This window comes from Mycobacterium sp. TY814, assembly GCF_030755175.1.
Classification (GTDB): Bacteria; Actinomycetota; Actinomycetes; order Mycobacteriales; family Mycobacteriaceae; genus Mycobacterium.
The window spans coordinates 3,047,748-3,074,004 of sequence record NZ_JAUFRY010000001.1 but is presented as its reverse complement, the minus strand read 5'-3'; the positions used below and the strand labels follow the sequence as shown (position 1 = coordinate 3,074,004).

At 67.4% G+C, this 26,257-nt stretch carries 25 protein-coding genes; 16 read left to right on the top strand and 9 right to left on the bottom strand.

Translation table 11 applies throughout. The features are described from left to right. Entirely contained in the window at positions 1–771 is a 771-nt protein-coding gene (locus tag QXH22_RS13700; RefSeq protein WP_306275904.1) for an SDR family NAD(P)-dependent oxidoreductase, read from the top strand. 6 nt (positions 772–777) lie between these two features. Here the strand turns inward: QXH22_RS13700 and QXH22_RS13695 are convergent, their stop codons facing one another. From QXH22_RS13695 to QXH22_RS13685, 3 genes are all read right to left on the bottom strand, one after another. Further along, positions 778–1,239: an SRPBCC family protein gene (locus tag QXH22_RS13695; protein ID WP_306275903.1), complete on the bottom strand. Its 462-nt coding sequence runs from the start codon at positions 1,237–1,239 to the stop codon at positions 778–780. A 13-nt stretch (positions 1,240–1,252) separates the two neighbouring features. After that, positions 1,253–2,113 (bottom strand): rhomboid family intramembrane serine protease, encoded by an 861-nt coding sequence (locus QXH22_RS13690; RefSeq protein WP_306243444.1) that lies wholly within the window; start codon positions 2,111–2,113, stop codon positions 1,253–1,255. Between the two features lie 103 nt (positions 2,114–2,216). Then, a complete protein-coding gene (locus QXH22_RS13685) occupies positions 2,217–2,783 on the bottom strand; it encodes a hypothetical protein (RefSeq protein ID WP_306243446.1) in 567 nt (188 codons plus the stop codon). A gap of 232 nt (positions 2,784–3,015) precedes the next feature. Between QXH22_RS13685 and QXH22_RS13680 the strand changes: the two genes are divergently transcribed. From QXH22_RS13680 to QXH22_RS13655, 6 genes are all read left to right on the top strand, one after another. Next, positions 3,016–4,701, top strand: a complete 1,686-nt coding sequence (locus tag QXH22_RS13680; RefSeq protein ID WP_306243448.1) for a multicopper oxidase family protein — start codon at positions 3,016–3,018, stop codon at positions 4,699–4,701. Between the two features lie 2 nt (positions 4,702–4,703). Then, complete coding sequence (locus tag QXH22_RS13675) at positions 4,704–5,414, top strand: hypothetical protein (RefSeq protein ID WP_306243449.1); 711 nt, start codon at positions 4,704–4,706, stop codon at positions 5,412–5,414. Positions 5,415–5,455: 41 nt separating this feature from the next. Continuing rightward, positions 5,456–5,680, top strand: a complete 225-nt coding sequence (locus QXH22_RS13670) for a hypothetical protein (protein ID WP_055576021.1) — start codon at positions 5,456–5,458, stop codon at positions 5,678–5,680. 85 nt (positions 5,681–5,765) lie between these two features. Next, positions 5,766–6,140 carry a hypothetical protein gene (locus QXH22_RS13665; protein WP_306243451.1) on the top strand — a complete coding sequence of 125 codons (375 nt, stop codon included), beginning with the start codon at positions 5,766–5,768 and terminating at the stop codon, positions 6,138–6,140. An 85-nt stretch (positions 6,141–6,225) separates the two neighbouring features. Further along, positions 6,226–11,049, top strand: a complete 4,824-nt coding sequence (locus QXH22_RS13660) for a cation-translocating P-type ATPase (RefSeq protein WP_306275901.1) — start codon at positions 6,226–6,228, stop codon at positions 11,047–11,049. Between the two features lie 44 nt (positions 11,050–11,093). After that, a complete protein-coding gene (locus QXH22_RS13655) occupies positions 11,094–12,461 on the top strand; it encodes an HNH endonuclease signature motif containing protein (protein ID WP_306275900.1) in 1,368 nt (455 codons plus the stop codon). A 10-nt stretch (positions 12,462–12,471) separates the two neighbouring features. Here the strand turns inward: QXH22_RS13655 and QXH22_RS13650 are convergent, their stop codons facing one another. The 4 genes from QXH22_RS13650 to mrf form a co-directional block, all read right to left on the bottom strand. After that, positions 12,472–14,034, bottom strand: coding sequence for an AMP-binding protein (locus tag QXH22_RS13650; protein ID WP_306243457.1), 1,563 nt, complete (start codon positions 14,032–14,034; stop codon positions 12,472–12,474). Further along, positions 14,031–14,918 (bottom strand): SDR family NAD(P)-dependent oxidoreductase, encoded by an 888-nt coding sequence (locus tag QXH22_RS13645; protein WP_306275899.1) that lies wholly within the window; start codon positions 14,916–14,918, stop codon positions 14,031–14,033. Before QXH22_RS13645 ends, QXH22_RS13650 begins: the two co-directional genes overlap by 4 nt. A 101-nt stretch (positions 14,919–15,019) precedes the next feature. Further along, complete coding sequence (locus QXH22_RS13640; RefSeq protein WP_306275897.1) at positions 15,020–15,280, bottom strand: type B 50S ribosomal protein L31; 261 nt, start codon at positions 15,278–15,280, stop codon at positions 15,020–15,022. Further along, positions 15,277–16,473 (bottom strand): ribosome hibernation factor-recruiting GTPase MRF, encoded by a 1,197-nt coding sequence (gene mrf / locus QXH22_RS13635; protein WP_306275896.1) that lies wholly within the window; start codon positions 16,471–16,473, stop codon positions 15,277–15,279. Before mrf ends, QXH22_RS13640 begins: the two co-directional genes overlap by 4 nt. Before the next feature lie 79 nt (positions 16,474–16,552). Between mrf and rpmB the strand changes: the two genes are divergently transcribed. The 5 genes from rpmB to QXH22_RS13610 are packed head-to-tail and all read left to right on the top strand — an operon-like array spanning position 16,553 to position 18,612. Next, positions 16,553–16,789 (top strand): 50S ribosomal protein L28, encoded by a 237-nt coding sequence (gene rpmB, locus QXH22_RS13630; protein ID WP_306243465.1) that lies wholly within the window; start codon positions 16,553–16,555, stop codon positions 16,787–16,789. Continuing rightward, the gene (gene rpmG / locus QXH22_RS13625; RefSeq protein WP_306243467.1) at positions 16,789–16,953 is read left to right on the top strand and encodes a 50S ribosomal protein L33; all 165 of its coding nucleotides are present in this window, start codon (positions 16,789–16,791) and stop codon (positions 16,951–16,953) included. Before rpmB ends, rpmG begins: the two co-directional genes overlap by 1 nt. After that, positions 16,954–17,259, top strand: a complete 306-nt coding sequence (rpsN, locus tag QXH22_RS13620) for a 30S ribosomal protein S14 (RefSeq protein WP_306275895.1) — start codon at positions 16,954–16,956, stop codon at positions 17,257–17,259. It abuts the gene before it with no gap. Next, on the top strand, positions 17,259–17,507 hold the full coding sequence (gene rpsR, locus QXH22_RS13615) for a 30S ribosomal protein S18 (RefSeq protein ID WP_306243470.1): 249 nt from the start codon (positions 17,259–17,261) through the stop codon (positions 17,505–17,507). The genes rpsN and rpsR overlap by 1 nt, the downstream gene beginning before the upstream one ends. A 43-nt stretch (positions 17,508–17,550) precedes the next feature. Continuing rightward, positions 17,551–18,612: an IS630 family transposase gene (locus QXH22_RS13610; protein WP_306275894.1), complete on the top strand. Its 1,062-nt coding sequence runs from the start codon at positions 17,551–17,553 to the stop codon at positions 18,610–18,612. Here the strand turns inward: QXH22_RS13610 and QXH22_RS13605 are convergent. Beyond that, positions 18,609–19,517, bottom strand: coding sequence for an oxygenase MpaB family protein (locus QXH22_RS13605; RefSeq protein ID WP_306275893.1), 909 nt, complete (start codon positions 19,515–19,517; stop codon positions 18,609–18,611). The two genes, QXH22_RS13610 and QXH22_RS13605, sit on opposite strands and share 4 nt — an antisense overlap. A gap of 125 nt (positions 19,518–19,642) precedes the next feature. On the opposite strand from QXH22_RS13605, the gene QXH22_RS13600 reads away from it, so the two are divergent. From QXH22_RS13600 to QXH22_RS13585, 4 genes are all read left to right on the top strand, one after another. Further along, on the top strand, positions 19,643–20,227 hold the full coding sequence (locus QXH22_RS13600; protein WP_306275892.1) for a TetR/AcrR family transcriptional regulator: 585 nt from the start codon (positions 19,643–19,645) through the stop codon (positions 20,225–20,227). Between the two features lie 61 nt (positions 20,228–20,288). Then, positions 20,289–21,656, top strand: coding sequence for an adenylate/guanylate cyclase domain-containing protein (locus tag QXH22_RS13595; protein ID WP_306243475.1), 1,368 nt, complete (start codon positions 20,289–20,291; stop codon positions 21,654–21,656). 45 nt (positions 21,657–21,701) lie between these two features. Next, positions 21,702–23,978 carry a cation-translocating P-type ATPase gene (locus tag QXH22_RS13590; protein ID WP_306275889.1) on the top strand — a complete coding sequence of 759 codons (2,277 nt, stop codon included), beginning with the start codon at positions 21,702–21,704 and terminating at the stop codon, positions 23,976–23,978. A gap of 54 nt (positions 23,979–24,032) precedes the next feature. Continuing rightward, positions 24,033–24,251 carry a heavy-metal-associated domain-containing protein gene (locus tag QXH22_RS13585; protein ID WP_065048427.1) on the top strand — a complete coding sequence of 73 codons (219 nt, stop codon included), beginning with the start codon at positions 24,033–24,035 and terminating at the stop codon, positions 24,249–24,251. Here the strand turns inward: QXH22_RS13585 and QXH22_RS13580 are convergent. Continuing rightward, positions 24,248–26,140: a cytochrome c oxidase assembly protein gene (locus QXH22_RS13580; protein ID WP_306276040.1), complete on the bottom strand. Its 1,893-nt coding sequence runs from the start codon at positions 26,138–26,140 to the stop codon at positions 24,248–24,250. The genes QXH22_RS13585 and QXH22_RS13580 overlap by 4 nt on opposite strands. Between the last annotated feature and the right edge of the window lie 117 nt (positions 26,141–26,257).

Here is a 26,257-nt window from a genome sequence, read left to right as displayed (position 1 = left end):
ATGCAGGTAGCGATCGTGACGGGCGCCACCGGAGGCATCGGATTCGGTTGCGCGGCAAAGCTTGCCGAGTCGGGAATGGCCGTGTTGGGGACGGGACGGGACGAGGCGAAACTGGCCCAATTGGCAGCGGCGATCGGCGACCCCGAACGGGTGGCTACCGTGGCGGTCGACCTCGTCGACGACGACGCACCTCGCCGGATCGTCGATGCCGCCATCTCCCAGTGGGGCCGCGTCGATTTCCTGGTCAACGCCGCCGGGATCGGCAGCCCCCAGCCTCTGCACGAGACCGATGACGAATCCCTGGACCATTTCCTGGCTTTGATGCTGCGCGCGCCGTTCCGGTTGGTGCGTGAGGTGCTGCCGCAGCTGCGGCCCGGCTCGGGGATCGTCAACATCACGTCGACGTTCGCGGTGGTGGGCGGCATGCGCGGCGGGGCCTACTCGGCGGCCAAGGGCGGGCTCACCGCGATGACCACGCACATCGCCTGCCAGTACGGGGCGCAGGGAATACGCTGCAACGCAGTGGCTCCCGGCGTCATTCAGACGGCCATGACCGAACACCGGCTGGCTGACGAGCGGTTCCGGCGGATCAACGTCGAGATGACACCGCACCAGCGGCTGGGCACCGTCGACGACGTCGCCGGCACGGTGGCGTTCCTCTGCTCGCCCGGTGGTGCCTTCATCAACGGCCAGACCATCGTCGTCGACGGCGGGTGGAGCGCCACCAGGTACCTTTCCGAGCGGGCGTTGAACTCCGAGTGGAAAACCTGAACGGCATCAACGCATTTCGAAGTGATGCCGGATGCCGTAGAGCATCTTGGCGTGTGCCTTGACGGCCTCGCGGACGGTGAACGCGGCCAGCGGCCGGGGCGCGGCGAACCGGATCCGTTCGGTGACCCTGGTGCCGCCGTCGATCGGCTCGAAACCCACCGTCGCGCGCAGCCGCACGCCGGGCGACTGGTCGGCTTCGGTCTGTACGTCGCCGCTGACCGGGACGTAGAGCCGGGCCCGGTAGGTCACCTTCATCGCGACCGGCCCCAGCGGAATCCGGTCCACCACTTCATAGCTCACCCGGTAGCCGTCCGGCGTCTCGGTACGGGACAACAGCTCGACCGACACGATCAGCGGGTGCACCAGCCTGATGTTGTCCAGGTCGACGTAGTAGTCGCGAACCTGATCAGGCGGTGCGGGCACCTGTTCGGTCAATGTTCGTTCCGCGCGAGCGATCCACCAGGTCATGCCGACTCCCCCGTCAGGTGAACTGGGCAAGGAGCGACGCCGTGCGCCACCACACCAACACCCCGAAGAGAACCACCATCGCGACCGTCGCCGCCGCCTGGATGAGATCCCGTCGCTGCCGGGGCGCATAGACGTATGCCGCCGAAACCACCGCACCCGCGACCAATCCGCCCACGTGTCCCTGCCAGCTGATCTGCTGCGAGCTCACCAGGGGCACCACGAACGTGAAGACGAGGTTGAACACGATCACCGCGACCACCCAGCGGACGTCGAGGGTGAGCCGCTTGGCCACCACGAATGTCGCGGCGAACAGGCCGAACACCGCCCCCGACGCGCCCGCCGTCGCCGTATTGAGCGGGGACAACAGATAGACCAGCACCGAACCGCCGAGGCCGCTCAACGCATACAGTCCGCCGAATCGCAGTCTGCCCAGCCACATTTCCAGTGGCGGCCCCACGACGTACAGCGCCCACATGTTCAGCAGCAGATGGGTGGGTCCGTAGTGCAGGAACGCCGACGTCACCAGGCGGTAGTACTGGCCGTCGGCGACCGCGGGCGGCCACAGCGCGAATTGCCGTTGCACGTCCGGGATCGCCATCTCGGCGACGAACGCCAGCACGTTGACGGCGATCAGCGCGATGGTGATGACCGGCATACCGGAGCGTTCCCGACCGCCGAAGCGTGTCCGCTCCGGCCTGATGGTCCGGGCGCCGGCCTGCACGCACTCCACACACTGATGGCCGACGGCGGCGCTGCGCATGCAGTCACCACAGATCGGCCGCTCGCACCGGGTGCAGTGGACATACGTCTGGCGGCCGGGGTGCCGGTAGCAGGTCGGCGCTTCGGCCGGCGACCGCGTCTCGTGTGTTTCCATCGCCTACCCACCTTAGCCACTGCCCGCCGAGAAATCGGCGGGGTAGGTATTGCCGTTGTACCGCAACGGATTACAGAGAAGACGGGCTCAGCGTTGAATCGGTCTAGCGGCGCGGGTAGCTGGGACTGCGGTCAGGGTCGGAGTCCCGGGTCGCATCGACGCGAGCCCGGTCACGAGCGTCGGACGGATAGGAAGTGTCGGTACACCACCAAGCGTCGCACAGCTTTGCCCACCAGAGCGGCACCGGAAGCGGGGAGGCGCCGCAGCCCAAAACGCCATAGGAATTCGGATCCCCGTCGCCATTACCCACCGAAGATGCCACGAATTGATCGACCAATGTTGCGGTCTGACCGTCTACGTTGATCTCGCAGTGCACATTTCCGGAAAACGGTGGCGGAATGCTCACCTGCATGCCCGCTTTGGCCGAATCGGCGAGCATCGTGTTGGTGGTGAATTCGCGACCGGTAGCGCTCAGCGGAGCGGTCGCCGTATAGGTGTCGTTGACCATGTAAATTACCCGCGCACCGGAAATGGGCGCGTCGACCTTGACGGTATATGTCACGGTGTGCGGATTATGCGGGTCGGCCGATGCCACCGCGAGGAACAGTGGTGAGTTGAACGCGGCGCAAACCACGCAAACGATCGCGATCCATTCGCGGCGCCCGATCATGACGGGAGACTCTACGCCCCACCTGCGTTGTGGACTAGGCCTTCTCGGCACACTTCGAGGTTTCTCAACCGCCTACACCAGGCTGCATATTGACGCGAACGATATTTCAAAAGAATGGTCGGCGATGGCCCGCCTCACCGAGCCGATAACACGGAAAAATATTTCAGGGTTCTTTGCACCGGCACCGTAGGTTACGCTCTGCGCGACGTCCTCAGTGAACCAAGGATTCATAATGGATTCTGCTCTGATCCGGCGCCGGTTGCGCGAAAGCACGGTGGACCGCAGAACATTCCTGGCGCTGGCGGCGGCGACCGCCGGCGCGGGCCTGATGCGAAGTGCCGCTCCGGCACGGGCCGGGGCTGAAGAACTTCGCGATCTGGATGCTGTTCGCAGCGAAAACGGCGTGCTGGACTACACGCTGGAGGTGGTGACCAATCCCGTCGAGCTGGGTGGCCGTCAGGTGACGCTGGAGACGTACAACGGGCAATTCCCCGGACCGATCTTGCGTATACGCCAAGGCGACAACCTCCGGATTCTGCTGAAGAACCGCATCGTCCCGGTGGGCATTCCGACCAACAACGCGTTCATGGTGCCCTATTGCGCGTCGAAGTCCAACGATCCGCGGTACGACACCCGGCGTGCCTGCATGCACGATTTCTGGAATCGTTGGGAGAGAAGACAAACGATCGTCCAGGAGCTGATTGACACCAACCTGCACACCCACGGTTTGCAGGTGTCTCCGGAAGATCCGGGTGACAACGTCGGCCTGCAACTGGGCCCGCTGCAAGACCACCAGTACAGCTACAACATCCCGGCGAACCAGCCGACAGGTCTGCACTGGTATCACCCCCACTTCCACACGGCGACAGCGCACCAGCTGTGGAACGGGCTGTGCGGCCCGATCATCGTCGAAGGCGACATCGACGCGATACCGGAGATCGCCGAGATGCGGGAGCGCACCATCGTCATCAACGAGATGTGGATCGCCGACGACAGCGCCGAGGTGCCTTTTGCCGTGGTGGTTCCGATGGCGGGTCACGCACCGTTCGAATCGATCCCCGCGGTGCCGTCGTCGATGTACTTTCCGCTCAACGGCCAGATTCTGCCGGATATCAGCATCAAACCGGGCGAGGCGCAGCGCTGGCGAGTGCTCAATGCGTGCCCGCACCGGTCGATCTGGTTGCACGTGGAAGGCCACGCCCTGCACCAGATCGGCACGGACGGAACGCCTTATCCCGCGCCCAGAACTCGACAGAACATCATGCTGGCCGCGGGCAACCGGGCCGAGTTTATCGTCAAAGGCGGCGAGCCCGGCCGCTACCGGGTCTACGCCGCGGCCTACGACCAGGGCCACCCCGGCGGCCCCCGCCCGTCAATGCCGTTGGGCACGCTGGTGGTACGCGGCGCCTCGACCACCAGCCGCATGCCCACGACTCTGGTCGAACCGCCGCGGATGCCGAACCTCCCGGTGACCCGGCGCCGCACCATGGTCTTCTCCGGGGACATCACCGGCCGGACCGGAATGGGAGTGCAATTCCTCATCGACGGCCAGGAGTTCGATCACCACCGGGTCGACGCCGAGGTGGAGGCCGGCACGATCGAAGAGTGGACGCTCATCAATGAAGACGTCTTCCAGCACCCAATTCATATTCATGTCAACCCGTTTCAGGTCGTCGACATCCACGGGATCCCGGACGGCGACACGAGTTGGCAGACCGAGCCGGACGTGTGGTGGGACACCTTCCGCCTACCGCCGTTCGGCCGCTACACGCTGCGGATGTACTTCCGCCCGGACGTGACGGGCACGACCGTCTACCACTGTCACATCCTGCCGCACGAGGACCGAGGAATGATGGGCCTGCTGAAGATCGACCCGCCTGGACAGCACGAACACCACGAACACCACGACATGGAGTGACGATGCGCCGTCCACTGTTTGTCGTGCTCACCCTGGCGGCGTTGTCGGCTATCGGCGTTGCCACCGCTGAGCCGTCTCAGCAACCCATGGAGAACCAAGGGCGGTACAGCTTCAACCAACAGCATCGGGACAATCTGAGTTGGTGGAACCGCACCTGGGTTCCCCAGCTCATCCCCAAGGGCGCCCTGCTGGAAGTGCAGCTGCCCAGCGATCCCATCCACTGGATTCCTTATGGCGAGCCCGATTGTCAGCCCAGTCCAGGCTGGGACTGGGCCGAGATCAGCGGTTCCTGGTACCCGGACGGTCCGCCCAGACATCAACGGGTGGCCGTCCAGCTGGAGGGTCAGCGGACCGTCCCCAACCAGAACCGCTATCGGGAATCAGCAAATCCCTACGAGTTGCCGGGTGTCTACATCCCGTTCGAGAAGCGGGTGATCGGCAGTTCGACCATCACCATTTTCGACTACCGGCTGCTGCCGGGACCCGAGGACGATTACTGGGCGGGCAGAGGGCTGGCGACCATCTGCCTGCGGCCCGACCCGATTCCCCAGGACGTGAGGGTGCTGGGCTTTCCGCCTGACACCCCGCCTACGTACGTATTGACGCTTGTCGTCGGCGTGCGCCAGGCATCTTTCGGGGGCGGATTGCCCCCCACCCCGCTGCCGCTGCCGCCGGAAGTGCACCTCGAACCGGACGGTCCGCCCGGCTCTTGATGCTATTTCCTCGCCTGCCTAGTTGACCTACTGTGACAAATGTGGAGTCACACGGAACCCCCGAATTGGTGCCCGTCGAGAATTTGCATTCAGGTGACCCGATCACCGACGGCGGCCAGCGGTACATCGTTCTCGAATCCAAGGCGGTCGGCGACGGCTGCGTAGTCCTTGAGCTGGAGTCCAGGGTGGACCACCATCTCCAGGTCATCGAGAAGTCGTTCCCGGCCGGGTACCACGTCGGCCGGGCTAATCACCGATATTTGTAGGGCGGATTTCCCGAGTCCCCTGTTTCTACGCGTGGCCACTCCGGGGCCACCGCGCAATTTCCTTATTGCACAATTCAACTCCGCGGTGGCCGTTGATCGTTGGGATTATCGGATCGGGCGTCGGCACGCCGACATCGCCGCCCTGACCTCGGTGCTGCACGACGACATCCGGCTCGAGATGCCGCCGATGCCGGAGTGGTTTACCGGCCGCGATGACGTGGTGGCCTTCCTGGCCCGCCGTGCCTTGGGGGCTCCGGGCGATCTGGTGATGATGCCGACGCACGCCAACGCACAGCCCGCGGTCGCCGAATACCGGCGTAACGCCGATAACATCATGGCAGCCCATTCCATCCAGGTCCTCACCTGCGATTCCCGGGCTGGGACACCCGGGATCGCAGCGATGACCGTCTTCCTCGATCCGACGCTGTTCGCCGCGTTTGGCTTGCCGCTCACCCGGTAAACCAGCGGCTTTGCGCCGGGCCGTGTGGACAGGTCCTCGAGGCGCCGGGAGGATTGGCGCGATAGGCGTGATCGAAGGGTGACGGATGAAGATACCGGGTGTGGCCGACCTTGTCGGCACTCTCACCGGTGGAGCAGTTCAGGCGCTACAGGCAGGGGTCAACGGGGCGGCGGGTGCAGTTGAAGCGGTCCAGAATCTGACGAGCCCGGTAACAGACCTGGTGGGGCCGGTGGTGCAGGCGGTTGCCAGCAACACCGGCCGCGCGATCGGCCTCGGGAGCGCGGTCAACGGAGCCCCGGAACCCGTCACGCCTCCGGTGCGCTGGCACAGCGGCAGACGGGTCCATCTGGACCTCGATCCGCTGCTGCCTTTCCCCCGCTGGCACGAATACGCTCCGGTGATCGAGGAGCCGGTCCGCCGGATCGCCGGGGTGGACAAGGCCCACGTCGAAGGCGCCCTGGGCCGGTTGGTCATCGAAATCGCCCCGGACGCCGACGCCGACGACGTCCTTGACGAGGTGCGCGAGACGGCGGCGGCGGTGGCCGCCGACCTCACCGCCGCCGAAGCCGGCCCCACACCACATTCCGCACCGTTCGCGGACCCGGGCAATCCGCTGGCGATTCTGGTGCCACTGACGGCCGCGGCGATGGATGCCGTCGCGGTCGGCGCCGCCGTCACCGGCTGGTTCACCCGGTTGCCCGTGGCACCGCGCAGCGCGCGGGCCGCTGCCGCGCTGATGAACTATCAGCCGCGAGTGGTGGCCGTGCTGGAGTCCCGGCTGGGCCGCGTCGGAACCGACATCGCCCTCAGCGGTTCGACGGCGCTTGCGTACGGACTGAGCCAGTCGGTCGGTACCCCGCTGCTGAATCTCACGCAACGCGGGCTGCAGTTGTCCGAAGCCGCGGCGCACCGGCAGCGTTGGCGGGAACGGGAACCCGAACTCGCCTCGCCCGCCCGGCCGCAGGCGCCGGTGGTTCCCATCCTCTCGTCAGCCGCGGACGAGCACACCCCCCGGCACAACTGGGCCGCCGCCGCCGCGGGTGAAGCCTCGCACGTCGTGGTGGACGGTGCCATCGACGCCGCGATCGACACCGGCAAGGGCTCCATGAAAGGCCCGATCGAGAACTACGTAGACCAGGCCGCGAGCGGCTCGGTGATCGCCGCGGCGGGCGCACTGTTCGCCGGCGGCGGCGCCGCCGAGGCGGCCGAGGCAATCCTGGCCGGAGTGCCCAAGGCCGCGCACGTCGGTCGCGAGGCGTTCGCGACCACCCTGGGCCGCGGCCTGGCCAACGCCGGGCTGCTGCTGCTCGATCCGGGTGCGCTACGCCGCCTGGACCGGGTGCAAGTGGTGGTCATCGACGGCGCCGCGCTGCGCGGCGACCACCGCGCGGTTCTGCGCGCCCAGGGCGACGAGCCGGGCTGGGACGACGACCGCGTCTACGAGGTCGCCGACGCGTTGCTGCACGGCGAGGAGGCACCCGAACCCGACCCCGACGAACTGCCCGCCATCGGTGCGCGGCTGAAATGGATTCGGTCGCAAGGACCGTCGGCCACGCCTGCGCAGGGGCTCGAGCACGCGGAACTGATCAACGACGGCGACCGGGTGGGCAGCGTGGACGTGGGGTGGGAAGTCGACCCCTTCGCAATACCGCTGATGCAGACCGCCCACCGCACCGGCGCCCGGGTGGTGCTGCGCCACGTGGCCGGCACCGAAGACCTTTCCGCCAGTGTCGGCTCCACCCATCCCCCCGGCACGCCGCTGCTCAAGCTGGTCCGCGAGTTGCGGGCCGACCGTGGACCGGTACTGCTGATCACCGCGCTGCACCGCGATTTCGCTTCCACCGACACGCTGGCCGCACTGGCCATCGCCGACGTCGGAGTCGCCCTGGACGACCCGCGCGCGGCCACGCCGTGGACCGCCGACATCATCACCGGAACCGACCTGGCCGCCGCGGTACGGATCCTGTCCGCACTGCCGGTGGCCCGTGCCGCCAGTGAATCCGCCGTGCACCTGGCCCAGGGCGGCACCACGCTGGCGGGGCTGTTGCTGGTCACCGGTGAGGACGGCAGAACCAGCAATCCGGCGTCCTTCCGGCGCTGGCTCAATCCGGTCAATGCCGCGGCGGCCACGGCACTGCTGGGCGGGGTGCTGTCGGCCGCGCGGGTATTGCGGCTGCCCGACCCCACGCCGCAGCCGTTGACGGCCTGGCACGCGCTGGACCCCGAAATCGTCTACTCGCGCCTCGCCGGCGGGTCGCGTCCGCTGGCGATCGAGTCCGACACCCCGACCTGGCGCCGGCGGCTCGACGACTTGTCCTACGAACCGGTGGTGGCTCCGTTGCGCGGCCCGGCTCAGACCCTGGGAAGGCTGGCGGCCGCCACCCGTGTGGAGTTGCGCGATCCGCTGACTCCGATCCTGGCGGTGGGTGCGGCGGCATCGGCCATCGTAGGCAGCAATGTCGATGCGCTGCTGGTCGCGGGAGTCATGGCGGTCAACGCGATAACCGGCGGCGTGCAACGGCTTCGGGCCGAGGCGGCGGCCGCGGAACTCTTCGCCGAGCAGGATCAGCTGGTGCGCCGCGTCGTGGTGCCCGCGGTGGCGACCACCCGGCGTCGGCTGGAGGCCGCCCAGCACGCCACCCGCACCGCAACCGTGTCCGCCAAGAAGCTTCGGCCCGGAGACGTCATCGACCTGGCCGCCCCCGAGGTGGTACCGGCCGACGCCAGGATTCTCGTTGCCGACGACCTGGAAGTCGACGAGTCCTTCCTCACCGGGGAGTCGCTGCCCGTCGACAAGCAGGTGGATCCGGTCGCCGTCAACGACCCCGAACGAGCGAGCATGCTGTTCGAGGGCAGCACGATCGTCGCGGGACGCGCGCGGGCGATCGTCGTCGCAACCGGCGTCGGCACCGCGGCGCAACGCGCGATCTCGGCGGTGGCCGACATCGAGACCTCGGCCGGCGTGCAGGCCCGGCTGCGGGAGCTGACCAGTAAGGTGCTGCCGCTTACCCTGGCCGGCGGCGCGACGGTGACCGGATTGTCGTTGTTGCGCCGCACATCGTTGCGGCAGGCGGTAGCCGACGGCGTCGCCATCGCGGTCGCCGCGGTCCCGGAAGGTCTGCCGCTGGTGGCGACCCTGTCGCAGCTCGCCGCCGCTCAGCGCCTGACGACACGCGGCGTCCTGGTGCGGTCTCCTCGCGCCATCGAGGCTCTGGGCCGGGTGGACACCGTCTGTTTCGACAAGACCGGCACCCTCACCGAGAACCGGCTGCGCGTGGTGCGTTCGGTACCGACGGGCATCGGCCCCGACGGGCCGTTCCCGGAGGCTGACGACCCGCAGGCCGTCGCGGTGCTGCGTGCCGCCGCGCGTGCCTCGACGCAGCCGCACGACGGCGAGGGACACGCGCACGCCACCGACGAGGCGATCATCACGGCCGCGAGTTCCCTTGATGGCGAGGGTGATTCGCCGTGGACCATCCTCGCGGAGGTGCCCTTCGAATCCAGCCGCGGCTACGCCGCCTCCATCGGTTCGGAGCCCGACGACGCGGCGCCCGTGCTGATGCTCAAGGGCGCGCCGGAGACCATCCTGCCGCGCTGCCGATCCGTCGCCCCCGAGTCCGAGGCGCTGGTGGACAGCCTCGCCGCCCAGGGTTTGCGGGTGCTCGCGGTCGCGCGGCGCCCCTGGGAACTCCCCACCACCGACGGCGACACCGATTCCGACGCCGTCGACGCCGCCGCGCACGACCTGGAGCTGATCGGTTACGTCGGACTGGCCGACACCGCCCGACCGTCGGCCCGCCCGCTGATCGAGGCGCTGGTGGAAGCCGAGCGCAACGTGGTGCTGATCACCGGTGACCACCCCATCACCGCACGTGCGATCGCCCGTCAGCTGGGCCTGCCCGAGGACGTTCGGGTGGTGACCGGCGCCGAGTTCGCCAGCATCGACGCCGAGGGGCACACCAAACTGGCGTCCGACGTCCAGGTGTTCGCGCGGGTCAGCCCCGAGCAGAAGGTGCAGATCGTCGCGGCGCTGCAACGCGCCGGCCGGGTGACCGCCATGGTCGGCGACGGCGCCAACGACGCCGCCGCCATCCGGATGGCCGACGTCGGGATCGGGGTCAGCGGTCGCGGTTCCTCGGCCGCCCGGGGAGCGGCCGACATCGTGCTCACCGACGACGACCTGGGCGTGCTGATCGACGCGCTCGTGGAGGGCCGCAACATGTGGGCCGGCGTTCGCGATGCGGTCACCATTCTGGTTGGCGGCAACGTCGGCGAGGTGTTGTTCACCATCCTGGGGACCGCGTTCGGGCAGGGCCGGGCACCGGTGGGGACCCGGCAGCTGTTGCTGGTGAACCTGCTCACCGACATGTTCCCCGCCCTGGCTGTCGCCGTCACGTCCCAGTACGACGACCCCGAAGACGACGAGGAACTCACCGCGGAGCAGATCGAGGAGGCCCGCTGGGCGCTGCAGCGCCAACTGCTGACCCAGCCGGCCCCGTCCCTCGACGAGCCGCTGATGCGCCAGATCGTCAACCGCGGGGTCATTACCGCTGCCGGCGCGACAACCGCCTGGGCCATCGGTCGCTGGACGCCGGGCAGCGAGAGGCGAACCGCGACAATGGGTTTGACCGCACTGGTGACCTCGCAGCTGACGCAGACCCTGATGACCCGAAGCCACAGCCCGCTGGTGGTGGCGACGGCGCTGGGCAGCGCCGGCGTGCTGGTCGGCATCATCCAGACGCCGGTGCTGAGTCAGTTCTTCGGTTGCACACCACTGGGACCGGTGGCCTGGTCGGGCGTCATCGGCGCCACGGCGGGAACGACAGCGATCTCGGTGCTGGCGCCGCATTGGCTGAACAAGGCGGTCGGCGCGGTGCAACCGGCGCCGGAATCCGAGGACTCGGAGTAGCCCGCGAAGTCCAACTTGTCGGTGTCCCCCAATAGAATTGGGGTATGGGTTGCGGCACGCGGGACGACTGGGCCGAGGCGCTGGGCGCGCTTGGCGAGTCGGTGTCGCGGCTGCTGGACCTCACCGCGGATGGGTTGACCAGCCCCGAGCTGATCACGACGTTGGGCGAGCTGGAAGTGCAGTGCCGACGCATCCCGGTGGCCAGCAACGTGCTGATCAATCAGCTTGCCGCACAAGCCACTGCGGCCGAGTTGGGCGGCACGCTGGGCCAGGCGCTGGCCGATCGACTGCGGATCGTCAAAAACGACGCCGACCGGCGCATCGCCGATGCCGCCGAACTCGGCCCACGCCGCGCCCTGACCGGCGAACCCTTACCGCCGCTGCTGCCGGCCACCGCCGCCGCCCAACGCCGCGGCCTCGTCGGGGCCGGGCATGTCAAGCAGATCCGCACGTTCTTCAAGAAATTGCCGAACACTGTCGATGCCGCTGACCGGGACCAGGCCGAAGCCGACCTCGCCGGCAAAGCCGCCGCCGGATACCGGCCCGACGAATTAGCCGACTACGCCAAGCTTCTGCACAACTACCTGGTGCCCGACGGTGACTTCGCCGACGAGCAACGCGCCCGATCACGCGGCATCACCCTCGGTGCCCAACAACCCGACGGCATGTCGCAGATCCGCGGGCTGATCACCCCCGAACTGCGCGCCACCCTGGAACCCGTCGTCGCCAAACTCGGCGCCCCCGGCATGTGCAACCCCGACGACGAACACCCCGTCACCGACGGCAAAGCGCCCGCCGACGCGGTCGACCGCGACACCCGCACCCACGCCCAACGCACCCACGACGCCCTGCACACCGGACTGCGCACGCTGCTGGAAAGCAAAACCTTGGGCCGACACCACGGGCTACCCACCACCATCGTCGTCACCACCACCCTGGCTGAACTCGAAGCCGGCGCCGGACGAGCCCTGACCGCCGGAGGCACCCTGCTACCCATGTCCGACGTCCTGCGCCTGGCCTCGCCAGCACACCACTACTTGGCCATCTTCGACAAAGACAAGACCCTGGCCCTCTACCACGGCAAACGCCTGGCCTCCCCCGAACAACGCCTGACCCTGCTGGCCAGAGACCGCGGCTGCACCCGCCCCGGCTGCACCGTGCCCGGCTACTGGACCCAGGTCCACCACCTCGAAGGCTGGATCAACACCCGCCGCACCCACATCGACGAACTAGCACTCGCCTGCCCACCAGACAACCGCCTCGTCGAACTCCACAAATACACCACCCGCCGCAACATCCACGGCATCGCCGAATGGATCCCCCCGAAACACCTAGACTTCGGGCGTCCCCGAACAAACTGCATGCACCGGATACCTCCGGAATCCGATGGTGACGGCGGCGAACCCGGATGAGACGGATCAGCTAGCCGGACAGCTCCCGGCGCACCACCTTGCCCGCCGGGTTACGCGGGATGCTCTCGACGATGTTGATGTCCCTGGGCTGCTCGAAGCGGGAAACCTTGCCCCTCAGGTATTCCCGAAGAACCGGCTCGTTGGCTGCACTGTCCTCCCGCAACACGACGAACGCGACCAAGCGCTTGCCGAACTGCTCATCGTCGACACCGACGACCGCATTCTCGGCCACGTCGGGATGCCCGGACAGGGCATTCTCGAGCGCGCGCGGATAGACGTTCTCTCCGCCGGAGACGATCATGTCGTCTTCGCGGCCCACGATGTACAGGCGGCCGGCCTCGTCGAGGTAACCCATGTCCCCGGTACTGCTCATCCCGTCGATGACGGCCTTCGCGCCACCACCGGTATAGCCGTCCGACGCCAGCCCCCCACCGACGAAGATCCGGCCGGTAACCCGCGGCCCGACGGGGCGGCCATTGCGGTTGTAAATGCGCACCGGGCATCCCGCGACGGGCCTGCCCACCGTCTCCGGAAAACGGCGCAACTCCCGGGGTGTCGCCAGCGATCCGATGCCGACCTCGGTGGAACCGTACAGGTTGTAGAGCACATCACCGTAAGCGTCCATAAACCGGCGCGCCAGGCCGGGGTCCAGCCGGTCACCGCTGGAGATGACAACACGTAAGGAGGACAACGGGTTTCGTGCCCGTACCTGCTGCGGCAGATCCAGCATGCGCGCCAACATGATCGGCACCGCGCTCATCGCCTCGGCGCGGTGCAACGATGCCTGGGCCAGCGTAGCCTCGGCATCGAAACGGCGGCGGGTCAGCACGGTGCCGCCCAACGCGATCGCCATCATCAGGATGCCGAATCCCAGACCGTGAAACATCGGTGCTGCCAAGGAGATTCGCGATCCGACCCGCAGGCCGGTGCGGGCCAGGATGGTCATGCTGACGCCGACCCCCGAACTCAGATGAGGCGTACGCGGCACTCCCTTGGGGATCCCGGTGGTCCCCGAGGTCAGCAACACCATCCGGCCCGACGGAGCCACCCGGGGCCGCGGCACTTCCAGTCGCGGTTCGACGGCGGCAGGGTCGATGATCCGGATGGTCTCGTTGGTCTCCTGAATCTGAGCGGTGAACTCGTCGTCGCAGAACATCGTTCGGATCTGGTGTGCCGCAAGGGCGCCCGCCAGCGCATCGGAGCGGAACTCGGTGTTCACCAACACCACGTCGGCACCGATCAGCGCCGTGGCGAAAACCGCGGTCACAAAGTTCCGCCCATTGCGGCACATCACCCCGACCGGCTGGCCGGACCGCACGCCGGCGTCGAGCAACTCCACCGCCATCGCCTCGGTCATCGACTGCAGCTGCTGGTAGCTGAGCGCTCCGTCCTCGTCGATGATCGCGGTGCGCTGCGGCCAGCGCGCCGCCGACACCGCCAACAGTGTGAAGAGATTCGTTCCGCCCCGGCAGATTTCGCGGGCCAAGCGCAGCGCCGCCGCGGGCCCCGGAGGGCCCAGCAGACCCGACGAGAGCGCCGCGCGCGCCGTCGTCGCGACTACGCTCTCCGTCACGACCGAGCGTCCTTGCCGGAGTCGGCGAAGAACCGGCTGTACCACAGCCGGGCCGCATGTTCGGCGGGCCCGGCCAACAGGACCGAGGCGATCTCGGCCGGCCACACCCAGGGCGGTTCATTCGTGCGGGGCCGCTCGATGATGACTTTGGCGACGGCGTCGGCGGCCTCGTCGGGCGTGAGCCCCGGCAGCCGGCCGAGCAGCGGCGTCGGTTCGATCATCCGGGTGCGGACCAGCGCGAAGTAGATCGTCGACACGTCGATGCCGTCCGCATGCAACTCCGGCGCCACGCTGCGCAACCACCGGTCGAAGGCCCCTTTGGAAGCCTGGTAGGCACCCCACTGCGGTCCCGGCACCACCCGCACGCCGACGCTCGACACGTTGACCAGGTGCCCCCGGCCGTTCTCGCGCATCGTCGGCAGCAACCCGAGCAGCAGCCAGATCGGTCCCAGATAGTTGATGTCGATGGTGCGCTGAAAGTCGTGCGGACGGTCGTACTGCTCGTGCAGCGAGCGGCGCAGCGACTTCCCGGCGTTGCTCACGATGATGTCGAGCGGGCCGTGGTTCTCGTTGATCTGCTTGGTCAACTCGCTGACTGCGGCCTCGTCGCTGAGATCGGTCGGATAGACAACCGCCCGTCCCCCGCCGGTGTTGATCGACGCCGCGACGTCCTCGAGGCGTTCGGCGGAACGGGCAACGATCAAGACGGTCGCGCCGGCGGCGGCCAGCTTGCGTGCCGTCGCCTCGCCGATGCCATAGGACGCGCCGGTGACCAGCACAGTCCTGCCGGAAACCGCGTCGCGCAGCTTGTCGGGGTCAGATTCGCGCGCCGGGTTCGCCAACCTGCTGGCAGCCGAATCAATCGCCTGCAAGACAAGATTCATCGGCTGCAATCCCTCGGTAACTTTCGACCCATCGGGAACCATCGAAACATAGTTATGACCCACGGTCACCGTGGCACCCGAAGATGGCGAGGGTTTGATCGCTACCGGGTTCGGGTTCCGTACCTCCGGTAGAAGCGGTCCACTCGTCCCGCCGCGTCGAGGGTGCGCTGCGTGCCGGTCCAGAACGGGTGGGAATCCGCCGACACCTCGACGACCACCAGCGGATATGTACGCCGCCCGGCGGGGGTATCCCACTCGATGGTGCGGGAACTTTGCATTGTCGACCGCGTGAGGAAAAGCGCGCCGGTGTTGGCGTCCTGGAACACCACCGGTTGGTACACGGGGTGGATACCGGGCTTCATCCGCGCTGTCCATCGTTGCGGTGCGCCGAGAACTGGCCCTGCGCATCCGGCATCTCGTGGCAGGGGTCCTGATGCCAGTCGCCGAACGGGTCCCGGTAGCAAGTCCAGGACTCCGGATCGGCCATCTCCTCGTCGGTGAGCAGCGCAGCGTTAAGGGCACGCGTGATGTCGACCGGGTCTGCGCCACAGACCAGCACCGTCATCGCCGTGTGACGGTCGCCGTGGCGGTATTCCCACATCAATTCGGCGAACAACCGGCGCTCCGGGTCGACGTAGGCGACCTCAGAGGGCGCCATGGCCGCCAGCCACTTACCGGCCGAGGCAACCCGCAGACCGCCGCCGGCCGATTCCAGCCACATCACCTGGTCGGGCCGGTTGGCCAGCCATAACCGACCTCGGGTGCGCACCACTCCGTCGAGAAGCAGATCGACAGCATCATGCAGGCGTTCGGGGTGGAAGGGGCGGCGAGCGTTGAATTCGACCAGGACGACCGCGCCTTCGGCGGCCAGCGGGGGCAATCCGGCCAGCAGCGGGGCGTGCGGGTGCTCGCTGCGGCCGCGACGCGATTGCTCATCCAGGTTGGCCAGGGCCAGTTCGACGCGATCGCTGCCGACCGTGATTCGCGCGCGCGGCGCGAGCCGGCGCAGGACCGCCAGCGTGGCCGGCTCCGGATGGGTGAGCACGAGCAGATCGGCGAACTCCGCTTGTCCGACGGCCGCCTGCGCCACCGTGCGCCCGTCGGGCAGCAGGTCCTCGCCGAGCGCCTGACTCAGCCAGTTGGCCGAATCCACACACGTCACCACCCCGGCGATCCGCACGTCCATACCTGCGGGGCCGTCCGCGTAGCCGGGGCCGACCCGAACTCGGACGTGGTTGATCGCCCAGCAGACCGGCTCGGGTTCCAGCCACGACGCCAGGTGCACGACGACCCGGACGACGTTGGAGCGTCGGTGCAGCCTTCGCAGCAACACCAGCAGGTCGTTTCGGATGGTGCAGGACAGGCAGCCGTGCGCCAATTCCAGCGCTTCCTCGGTGGTGCGCAACTCGCCGCCATCCAGAGTGATGACGGTGCGGCGGACCACCTGCCCGTCGAATCGGTGCTCGACGACGGCAGTTCCCGGCTGGCGCAACAGCGTCCCGGTCACCTCGTCGGTGTCGCCCTGGCCGGCCACCAACAGCACTGGAGTTCGCATCTCCCGCTCCTTATTGAAAATCATTTTCATTAAGGTTACAGTCCGACGCGTCGCTTGTCCAAAACGAAAGGGGACCGTCATGTCATCGCGGTGCCAAGTCACCGGCCGCACAGTGAGTTTCGGCAATGCGGTGTCCCATTCCCACCGCCGCACCCGGCGCCGGTGGTCGCCGAACCTGCAGAGCAAGACCTACTACCTTCCCTCAGAGGGACGGCGCATCACCCTGCGAGTCAGCGCCAAGGGCATCAAGGTCATCGACCGTGACGGCATCGAAGCTGTGGTGGCCCGTCTGCGCCGGGCGGGTGAGAAATTCTGATGGCACGCAACGAAATTCGGCCGATCGTCAAGCTGCGCTCCACAGCCGGCACCGGCTACACCTACGTCACGCGCAAGAACCGCCGCAACGACCCGGACCGCATCGTCCTGCGCAAGTACGACCCGGTGATTCGGCGCCACGTCGAGTTCCGCGAGGAGCGCTGAATGGCCAAGAAATCCAAGATCGTCAAGAACGAACAGCGCCGTGCGGTGGTGGCACGCTACGCCGAACGGCGCGCGGAGCTCAAAGAGATCATCCGGTCTCCACGCAGCACGCTCGAACAGCGACTCGAGGCTCAGCGGGAACTTGGCCGCCAGCCGCGCGACGCCAGCGCGGTCCGGGTGCGTAACCGGGATTCGATCGACGGGCGCCCTCGCGGACACCTGCGCAAGTTCGGGTTGTCCCGGGTCAGGGTGCGGGAACTCGCCCATCAGGGCCAGCTCCCCGGCGTGCGCAAAGCGAGCTGGTGATGGCGCGGCGACCACAGCGACAACCACGCCCCCAGCTGCCGATGGCGAAGAAGAACCTGTTGCACAGCGTCGGACTGGACAGGGTGGACTACAAGGACACGACTACCTTGCGACTCTTCCTCTCCGAGCGCGGCAAGATCCGGTCCCGGCGTGTCACCGGCCTGACAATGCAACAACAACGCCAGGTCGCCACTGCGATCAAGAATGCCCGCGAGATGGCACTGCTGCCCTACACCTCAGGGCGCTAGTGTCGTGCGTCATTAATTAGTTTACAGTGTGGGATGATGGGGTATGCCGTCATCTGCGCTGGTGATCAGTTCTGAAGATCGTGCGACGTTGGAGTCGTGGACGCGGTCCTCGACTGCCCCTGCTGGACATGTTGAGCGGGCCCGTATCGTGCTGGCGGTCGCCGATGGTGCGGGGACCTCCGCGGCGGCTCGCCTGATTGGGGTGTCACGTCCAACGGTGATCAAGTGGCGGGATCGGTTCGCCACCAACGGGATCAGTGGCCTCGATGATGAGGAGCGCAGTGGGCGACCCAAGACCGTCGATGACGCCGCGATCATCGCCGCCACCTTGGACCCGCCACCGGAGTCGTTGGCGGTCACACACTGGTCGAGTCGACTGCTGGGTCGCCACCTCAACATCGGGGATGCCACGGTAGCCAGGGCGTGGCGGCGCTACGGGGTCAAGCCGTGGCGCCGTGAGACGTTCAAGTTCTCCACCGACCCCGAGTTGGAAGCCAAGGTGCGCGACATCATCGGGCTGTATCTGAATCCGCCGGCCAAGGCGATCGTGTTGTGTGTGGACGAAAAGTCCCAGATTCAGGCACTCAACCGGACCCAGCCGATTCTGCCGCTGCGTCCCGGGCTGCCGGAGAAGGCGACACATGACTACCAGCGCAACGGCACCGCGACGTTGTTCGCCGCCCTTGAGATCGCGACCGGAAAAATCACCGACCGCTGCTATGAGCGCCACGGCAAGGCCGAGTTCCTCGCCTTCCTCAAGACCGTCGCGCGGGCCTACCCCCGCCGGCAACTGCATGTGGTCTGCGACAACTACCACACCCACAAACACGACGACATCAACACGTGGCTGGTCAAGAATCCCCGCGTGACACTGCATTTCACCCCGACCTCGGGTTCCTGGCTGAACCTGGTCGAGGTGTTCTTCTCGATCATCACCCGCCAGGCGATCCGGCGCGGTTCCTTCAACAGCGTCAAAGAACTCATGACGGCCATCAGCGCATTCATCGACGGCTGGAACCAACGCTGCCACCCGTTCACGTGGACCAAGACCGCCGACGAAATCCTGCCCCACGCCCGTAAACAAACTTCAGACGCGGGACACTAGTTGTGGATCTTGCGCGGGTCGACGCCCGTGCGCTCCCACGCGTCGGCCGCCCAGGATGCGTAGACGAACCGCAACGGCAACCGGTTGATGAGCGGATTCAGCGCCCGCATCGCGGCGGCGAACCGCTGAAAGCGCCTCTCCTTCTTGTCATCCCACTTCAGATCGCAGACCTCGCGCATCTGCGGCGGACAGGTCCCCACGATGACCAGCCGGGCGTAAGCGTTCAGCGGCGCTGACAGTATCCGCCAAATCGGACGAGGAATCCTGCGTGGACCCGGCAGACCTTTGCGGATGTAGCCGGTCCCGTACAGCACGGTTTTGTGCGGCACGAACCGCTCGAGCATGCCGTCCCAGTATGCGACGAACTCGTCGTAGGTCTGGGGCTGTCCGCGGTCGCTGACGCCGTAAAGCTGGTACCAGACTTTGCTTTCGGCGAAAATCTGTTCTTTCTCCGCGTGCGACAACCGCCGGATGAAGGTGTCGGCGTTGTACAAAACCTGGTCGACGAACGTTGCGTGCGCCCAGTAGAACAATTCCGGGTTCAGGGCGTGGTAGCGGGAGCCGTCGCTGACGGTGCCTTTGATGGGCTTGTGGAAGTCCCGCACGGTGCGGCCCCAGGTGTGCGGATCCTCTGAATAGACCGTTTTCATCAGCGGCGGCGCGGTCCGCTTCGCCCGGCCGAGCGTGTCACTGAACACCACCGAATGATCGAGCACTCCCTGACCCAGCTGTTCGATGCAGTTCTCGGTGCCGGCGACGCGCTGGAATCCGAACAGCTGGGTCCGGTAATCGCCGTAAAACTTCCAGATCAGTGAATCCGGGCCAAGCACCGGGGCCGTTTCAGCAATGTCGTCGATGACGATAGGCGTCGCCTCCCGAACGCCGGTGTCAAAACCCGCAGTCATCACAACCCCCTCCGGCACCCCCCGATGCCATTGAAGCAGAGACACAAAAACGTACTTTTGTGTCAACGATACCATTCGAGTCGGTAGATGCCTCGGCATCACCGCCGGGTGGGAAGAAGTGGAGCATGGTTACGAGGGGTCCGGGCACCAGTACCGCGTCCATCGAGGACACCATCCTGGACACCGCGCGCGTGGTCTTCGAGACCTACGGGGTGCGCCGCGCCAACATCGAGGATGTCGCCGCCCGGGCCGGGGTCAGCCGCAGCACCATCTACCGGCGCTTCCCTACCAAAGACGAGTTGTTCGAGGCCGTGGTGCGGCGTGAGGCTGAATTGTTCTTTACCACGCTGGACCAGGCCACTACCGGTTGCAGCCCGCAGGAAGCGGTTGTCGAGGCGTTCACGTTGGGGGTACGCCTGATCGGGGACTCGCCGCTGTATTCGCGCATCGCCGAGAGCGAGCCCCAGCTGTTCGGGATGTTTTCGCGTTCCGACGTGTTTCCGATCGGCAGGTTCGCCGACGGCATCGCTCACACCCTGCGGCGCTGCGGCACCGACATCCCTGACGCCGATCTGGCCAACATCGCCGACATCCTGCTGCGGGTCGCCGTGGGCATCATCGTTTTTCCGACCGACCATCTCGACACCTCGGATCAGGTGGCGGTCCGCGCGTATGCCGCGCGCTACCTGGTTCCGATCATCAGCGCGTAGATCCGGGCGCCACCCACTACCGCAAGTGAAACTGTCGGTCCGGGGTCACTAACCTGTATGTGTGGCGCAGGCTCCGCGGACCCGCTATGCCACCTGCGGCGAGGTGGACATCGCCTACCAGGTGTTCGGTGACGGCCCCCTGGACCTGCTGGTATTGCCCGGTCCCTCGATCCCGATCGACACCGTCGATGCCGAGCCGTCGATGTACCGCTTCCACCGCCGGCTGGCGTCGTTCGCCCGGGTGATCCGCTATGACCAGCGAGGCATTGGTTTGTCGTCGCGGGTCTCGTCGCCGGACATGATCGGACCCAAGCACTGGGCCCAGGACGCGATCGCGGTGATGAACGCCGTCGGGTGTGAGCGGGCGACGATCCTGGCCCCCGGCTTCACCTCGATGACCGGATTGGTGCTCGCGGCCGATTATCCCGAACGGGTGAGCAGTCTGGTGTGCATCAACGGCGCGGCCCGGACGCTGCGCGCGCCCGATTACCCGATCGGCAGCGAACTCGTCGACTCGGACCCGTTCACCACCATCGGCATCGAACCCGACGCAGTGGAGCAGGGCTTCGACATCCTCAGCATCATCGCGCCGTCGGTCGCCGACGACAACGCGTTCCGGGCGTGGTGGGACATGGCCGGCAACCGGGCCGCGTCGCCGAGCATGGCCCGGACGATCATCAACGCGGTCCGGCATTCCGACGTGCGCGACACCCTGCCGCGCATCACCGCGCCGACCCTGGTGCTGCATCGGGACAACCGGGGCTTCAGCCCGATCGAACACGGCCGCTACCTCGCCGACCAGATCGCCGGAGCACGCATGATCGAGCTTCCGGGCGAGGACACGCTGTACTGGGTGGGCGATGCCGCCGCCATGCTCGACGAGATCGAGGAGTTCGTCACCGGAGTGCGGGGCGGCGGCGATGCCGAACGGGTGCTGACCACGATCGTGTTCACCGACATCGTCGGCTCGACGCAGCGGGCCGCCGCGCTCGGTGACTACCGGTGGCGCGACCTGCTCGACAACCACGACACCATCGTGCGCCACGAAATCCAGCGGTTCGGCGGTCGGGAGGTCAACACCGCCGGCGACGGTTTCGTTGCGACGTTCACCAGCCCCAGCGCCGCCCTGGCCTGCGGCGACGCCGTGATCGAGGCGGTGCGCGTGCTCGGCATCGAGATCCGGGTGGGCATCCACGCCGGTGAGGTCGAGGTGCGCGGCGCTGACGTGGCGGGGATGGCCGTGCACATCGCCGCACGCGTGGGCTCGCTGGCCGGGCCCAGCGAGGTGCTGGTCTCCTCGACCGTGCGCGACATCGTGACCGGTTCCCGGCACCGGTTCACCAGCCGCGGCGAGCGTGAACTCAAAGGCGTGCCGGGACAGTGGAGCGTGTGCGCGCTGGTCCGGGAACGCGCGCGGGTCGGCTCCTGAAACCCCTTGTACGCTGGGGTTTACCTGTGTGAACCGAGGAGGACCGTGGCAACGCCGCTGGTGGAGAACTCCGAGCGGCAGCGTGTCCGTCTCGATGTTTCCGGGATGTCGTGCGCGGCGTGCGCGAGCCGCGTCGAGACCAAGCTGAACAAGGTGCCCGGCGTGCGCGCGTCGGTGAACTTCGCCACCCGGGTGGCGACGATCGACACCGTCGACGTGCCCGTCGACGAGCTCTGCGACGTGGTTGCGCAGGCTGGTTACCAGGCTGTCCCGCACAACGAGGCCGCGGCGGCGGCAGCCCCCGGGCAGGACCCCGACGCCCGGCACGCCCGCAGCCTGCTGCGCCGGCTGCTGATCGCCGCGGTGTTGTTCGTGCCGCTGGCCGACCTGTCCAGCATGATGGCCATCGTGCCGAGCGCCCGGTTCCCCGGGTGGGGCTACGTGCTGGCCGCGCTGGCCGCCCCGATCGTCACGTGGGCGGCATGGCCCTTCCATTCCGTCGCGTTGCGTAATGCCCGGCACCGGACGGCGTCGATGGAGACGCTGATCTCGGTGGGCATCGTGTCCGCCACCGTCTGGTCGCTGGCGACCGTTTTCATCCCGAAACCGCCTCGTCAGACGCAGGGGGTGTGGCAGGCGATCCTGCACAGCGACGCGATCTACCTCGAGGTGGCGGCCGGCGTCACGGTCTTCGTGCTTGCGGGCCGCTACTTCGAGGCGCGGGCCAAGTCGAAGGCCGGCGGCGCGCTGCGCGCCCTGGCCGCGCTCGGCGCCAGAAATGTGGCGGTGCTTCTCGACGACGGTTCCGAGCTGGTCATTCCGGCCGGTGAGCTCAAGAAGCGCCAGCGCTTCGTGACGCGGCCTGGTGAAACGATCGCCGCCGACGGCATGGTCGTGGAGGGCTCCGCGGCGATCGACACCAGCGCCATGACCGGCGAAGCCAAACCGGTGCGCGTCAATCCGGACAGCGCCGTCGTAGGTGGCACCGTCGTACTCGACGGCAGGCTGATCATCGAAGCCACCGCCGTCGGCGCCGATAGCCAGTTTGCCGCGATGGTCCGCCTGGTCGAAGAGGCCCAAGCCCAGAAAGCCCGCGCTCAGCGCCTCGCCGACCGCATCTCGGCGGTGTTCGTCCCCGCGGTGTTCGCGATCGCGTTGCTGGCCGGCACGGCATGGCTGATCAGCGGTGCCGGGGCGGAGCACGCCTTCTCCGTCACGCTCGGCGTGCTGGTGATCGCCTGCCCATGCGCGCTGGGACTGGCGACGCCGACCGCCATGATGGTCGCCTCGGGCCGGGGCGCCCAGCTGGGGATCTTCATCAAGGGCTACCGGGCGCTGGAGACGGTGCACGGCGTCGACACTGTGGTGTTCGACAAGACGGGCACGTTGACCGTCGGCCAACTCAGCGTGAGCGCGGTGACGACCGTGGCCGCCAGTGACGGTGACGAGCTGTTGCGCCTCGCCTCGGCGGTGGAAGCCGCCTCCGAGCACGCGGTGGCGACGGCGATTGTGGCCGCGTCGCCGGATCCGTTGGACGTCAAGGATTTTGTCGCGGTGGCCGGCTGCGGCGTGGCCGGAGTCGTCGACGGCCGGCGGGTCGAAGTGGGCAAGCCGTCCTGGGTCACCCGCGACGCCCCGGGCGACGACGTGCTCGAGGCAGCCCGGCGGGACGGCGAATCCCGCGGCGAGACCGTGGTTTTCATCTCGGTCGACGGTGCGGCACGAGCAGCCGTCGCGATCTCGGACACCGTGAAGGAATCGGCACCGGATGCAGTGGCCGCGCTGCACCGGCGCGGCATGCGGACGGTCCTGCTCACCGGCGACAACAGGGCTGCCGCGCAGGCCGTCGCCGCCCGGGTCGGCATCGAAACGGTGATCGCCGAAGTGTTGCCGCAGGGCAAGGTCGAGGCGATCGAACAGTTGCGCGCCGAAGGCCGGACCGTGGCGATGGTCGGCGACGGTATCAACGACGGGCCCGCACTGGCCTGTGCCGATTTGGGTTTGGCGATAGGGCGGGGCACCGACGTCGCGATCGGCGCCGCGGACATCATCCTGGTGCGCGACGATCTGGACATCGTGCCGCAGTCCCTGGACCTGGCGCGCGCGACCATGCGCACCATCCGGATGAACATGGTGTGGGCGTTCGGCTACAACGTGGCGGCAATCCCGGTGGCCGCCGCCGGCCTGCTCAATCCGCTGATCGCCGGGGCCGCGATGGCCTTCTCGTCGTTCTTCGTGGTGTCAAACAGCTTGCGGCTGCGCAACTTTGGCACCCGCCCCACTGCGCCGACTGTGAATTTGCCGACGCAACACGCTGATTGAGCGTCGCGTATTTCACAGTGGGGGGCATGCGGGGTCCCGGGTAGACTGAATCCCATGGCCGAACAGACCTTTTCCGTGACCGGGTTGCACTGCGGGGGCTGTGTGGCGACCATCACCACCGCGTTGACCGAACTGAAGCCGGTGACCGCGGTCAGCATCGACCTGAACACCGAAGGTGAATCCGCCGTACATGTTTCGACGAATGTCGAGCTGACGCGGGAGCAGGTTCAGGCCGCCCTGAAAGGCGAGGGAAACTTCACGGTCGTCGGCTAGCGCCGCATCCGCGACAACTCGCGCAGCATCGCGTTGTACGCCTCCAGATCGTCGTCGGCGTAGTCGCTGTCGGCGTGCCGATCACCGCGCGACGCGTCCTTGCGATCCTGGCGCGCCCACTGGGTGACCAACGCCACGATCACGATGATGACCGGGACTTCGGTGAGGCTCCATGCAATTCCGCCGCCCAAATGCTGGTCGGAGATGATGCTGGCCAGCCACGGCAGGTTGACCGAACGGTAGAACGTCTCGCCGACCGGTTCGGCCGTCGTCATGAGCGCGATGCCGAAGAAGGCGTGGAACGGCATGACCGCGAACAGCAGGCCGATGCGGCCGGGGTAGGGCAGCCGGCGTGGGCCGGGGTCGATTCCGATGATCGCCCAATAGAACAGGTACCCGACGAGCAGGAAGTGGACGGCCATGAACTCGTGGCCCCAGTGGTAGCGGACCAGCGTGTTGAACAGCGGCGTGAAGTAGACGACGTACGGCGAGCCGACGAACAGCACGAAGGCGATGATCGGGTTCGAGAAGAACGCCGTGACCCGGGAGTGCAGCAGCCAGGTCAGCCATTCACGCGGCCCCGGCGGCTGTCCCTTACCGGCGGCCGGCAATACCCGCAATGCCAGGGTCACCGGGCCACCCATCACCAGCAGCACCGGGATGAACATGTTGAGGATCATGTGTTCGGCCATATGGATGCTGAACACCGCTGAGCCGTAGGCGCGCACACCGGAGCTACTGGTGAACACCAGCGAGACACACCCGGTCAGCCACGCCACGAGCCGGCCGACCGGCCACGCGTTCCCGCTGCGGCGCAACCGCACGTAGCCCGCCACGTACCCGGCCGCCAGCACCACCCCGGCCATTCCCACCAGGCTGTCGAAACGCCATAGCGTCAGCACCGTCGCGACGGTCGGTGGCCGCGGCAGTTCGTAACCAAGAAACACGTCCCAGCCGGTGAACCGGTGCGCGAGAAATCGGGGTGCGATCTGACAGGCCGTCGCTGCGACCGCCGCCAGGGCGGCCACCATGGCCAGGGCTGCGGCGGCGCCGGCGGGTCGGGGCGGTGCGCCGCGCAGCGCCCAGCAGTCGGCCAGCCAGACGATGAGCACCAGGACGCCCGCGAGCAATCCCAGGCGGGCAAAGTCCGAACCGAACGTCCAGTCCGGCACCAGCAGGTACAGCAGCATCGCGCCGTAGCCCACGACCAGTGCGCCGAAGCACACCTGCAGCACCTGCACAGCGCGGTTGGGGCTGGTTCGGGTCATCGCGCCGACCGCCTTGAGCCCGGTCAGCCCCGCCATCGCAACCGCGAAGACGATCGCGGCGCTGGTTGCGTAATCGTGGTCGGGACCCTGTCCAGCGTTACCGGTGACGGCGGTGGCCACGACGCCGATCACCGTCGGGATGAGCAGTACCGCATGGCCGACCCAGCGGGTGTTCAGGCGCAGCGTCACCGCGACCGGAAGCGCGAAGACGGCCACCACGATCCAGGCCCGGGCGACCTCGGAGACGCCGATGGCATCGAAGACGGCCCCACTGCGCAGCAGCGCGGCCGGCCGCACACCGGTGTCGTGGGACGCCTGGATCACCACCATCGCTGCGGCCGCCAATACCCACGCGAGCGAAACACGCTCGGCCAGCAGGTGGATCCTGAATGCCGGGGCATCGATCAGCCCGTCCGGCTCCGGCCGCGCCGTCACCACGACCAGCAGCAGCGCACCCAGACACAGCGCGCCCAGCAACGACGCGACGAAATATCCGACCGGTTCGGCGGCGCTGACGAAGGCGCCGGGAAACGGGTTGCCGGCTTCGGCATAGCGGCGTGGCCCGGAGCTCAGGCCGTAGCCGGCCAGCGCGGCCACGACCGCCAGGAACCCGGCGGCCAGTACCGCCGTCCTCGGGGAGGGCGTACGGGCCGCGTGCGCACGCGCGTCGGTGTCCGCACTCGGCGCGTCACTTTCCACCCTTGCAGCTTACGACCGCTTGTCGTAGCTCTTGGCGCC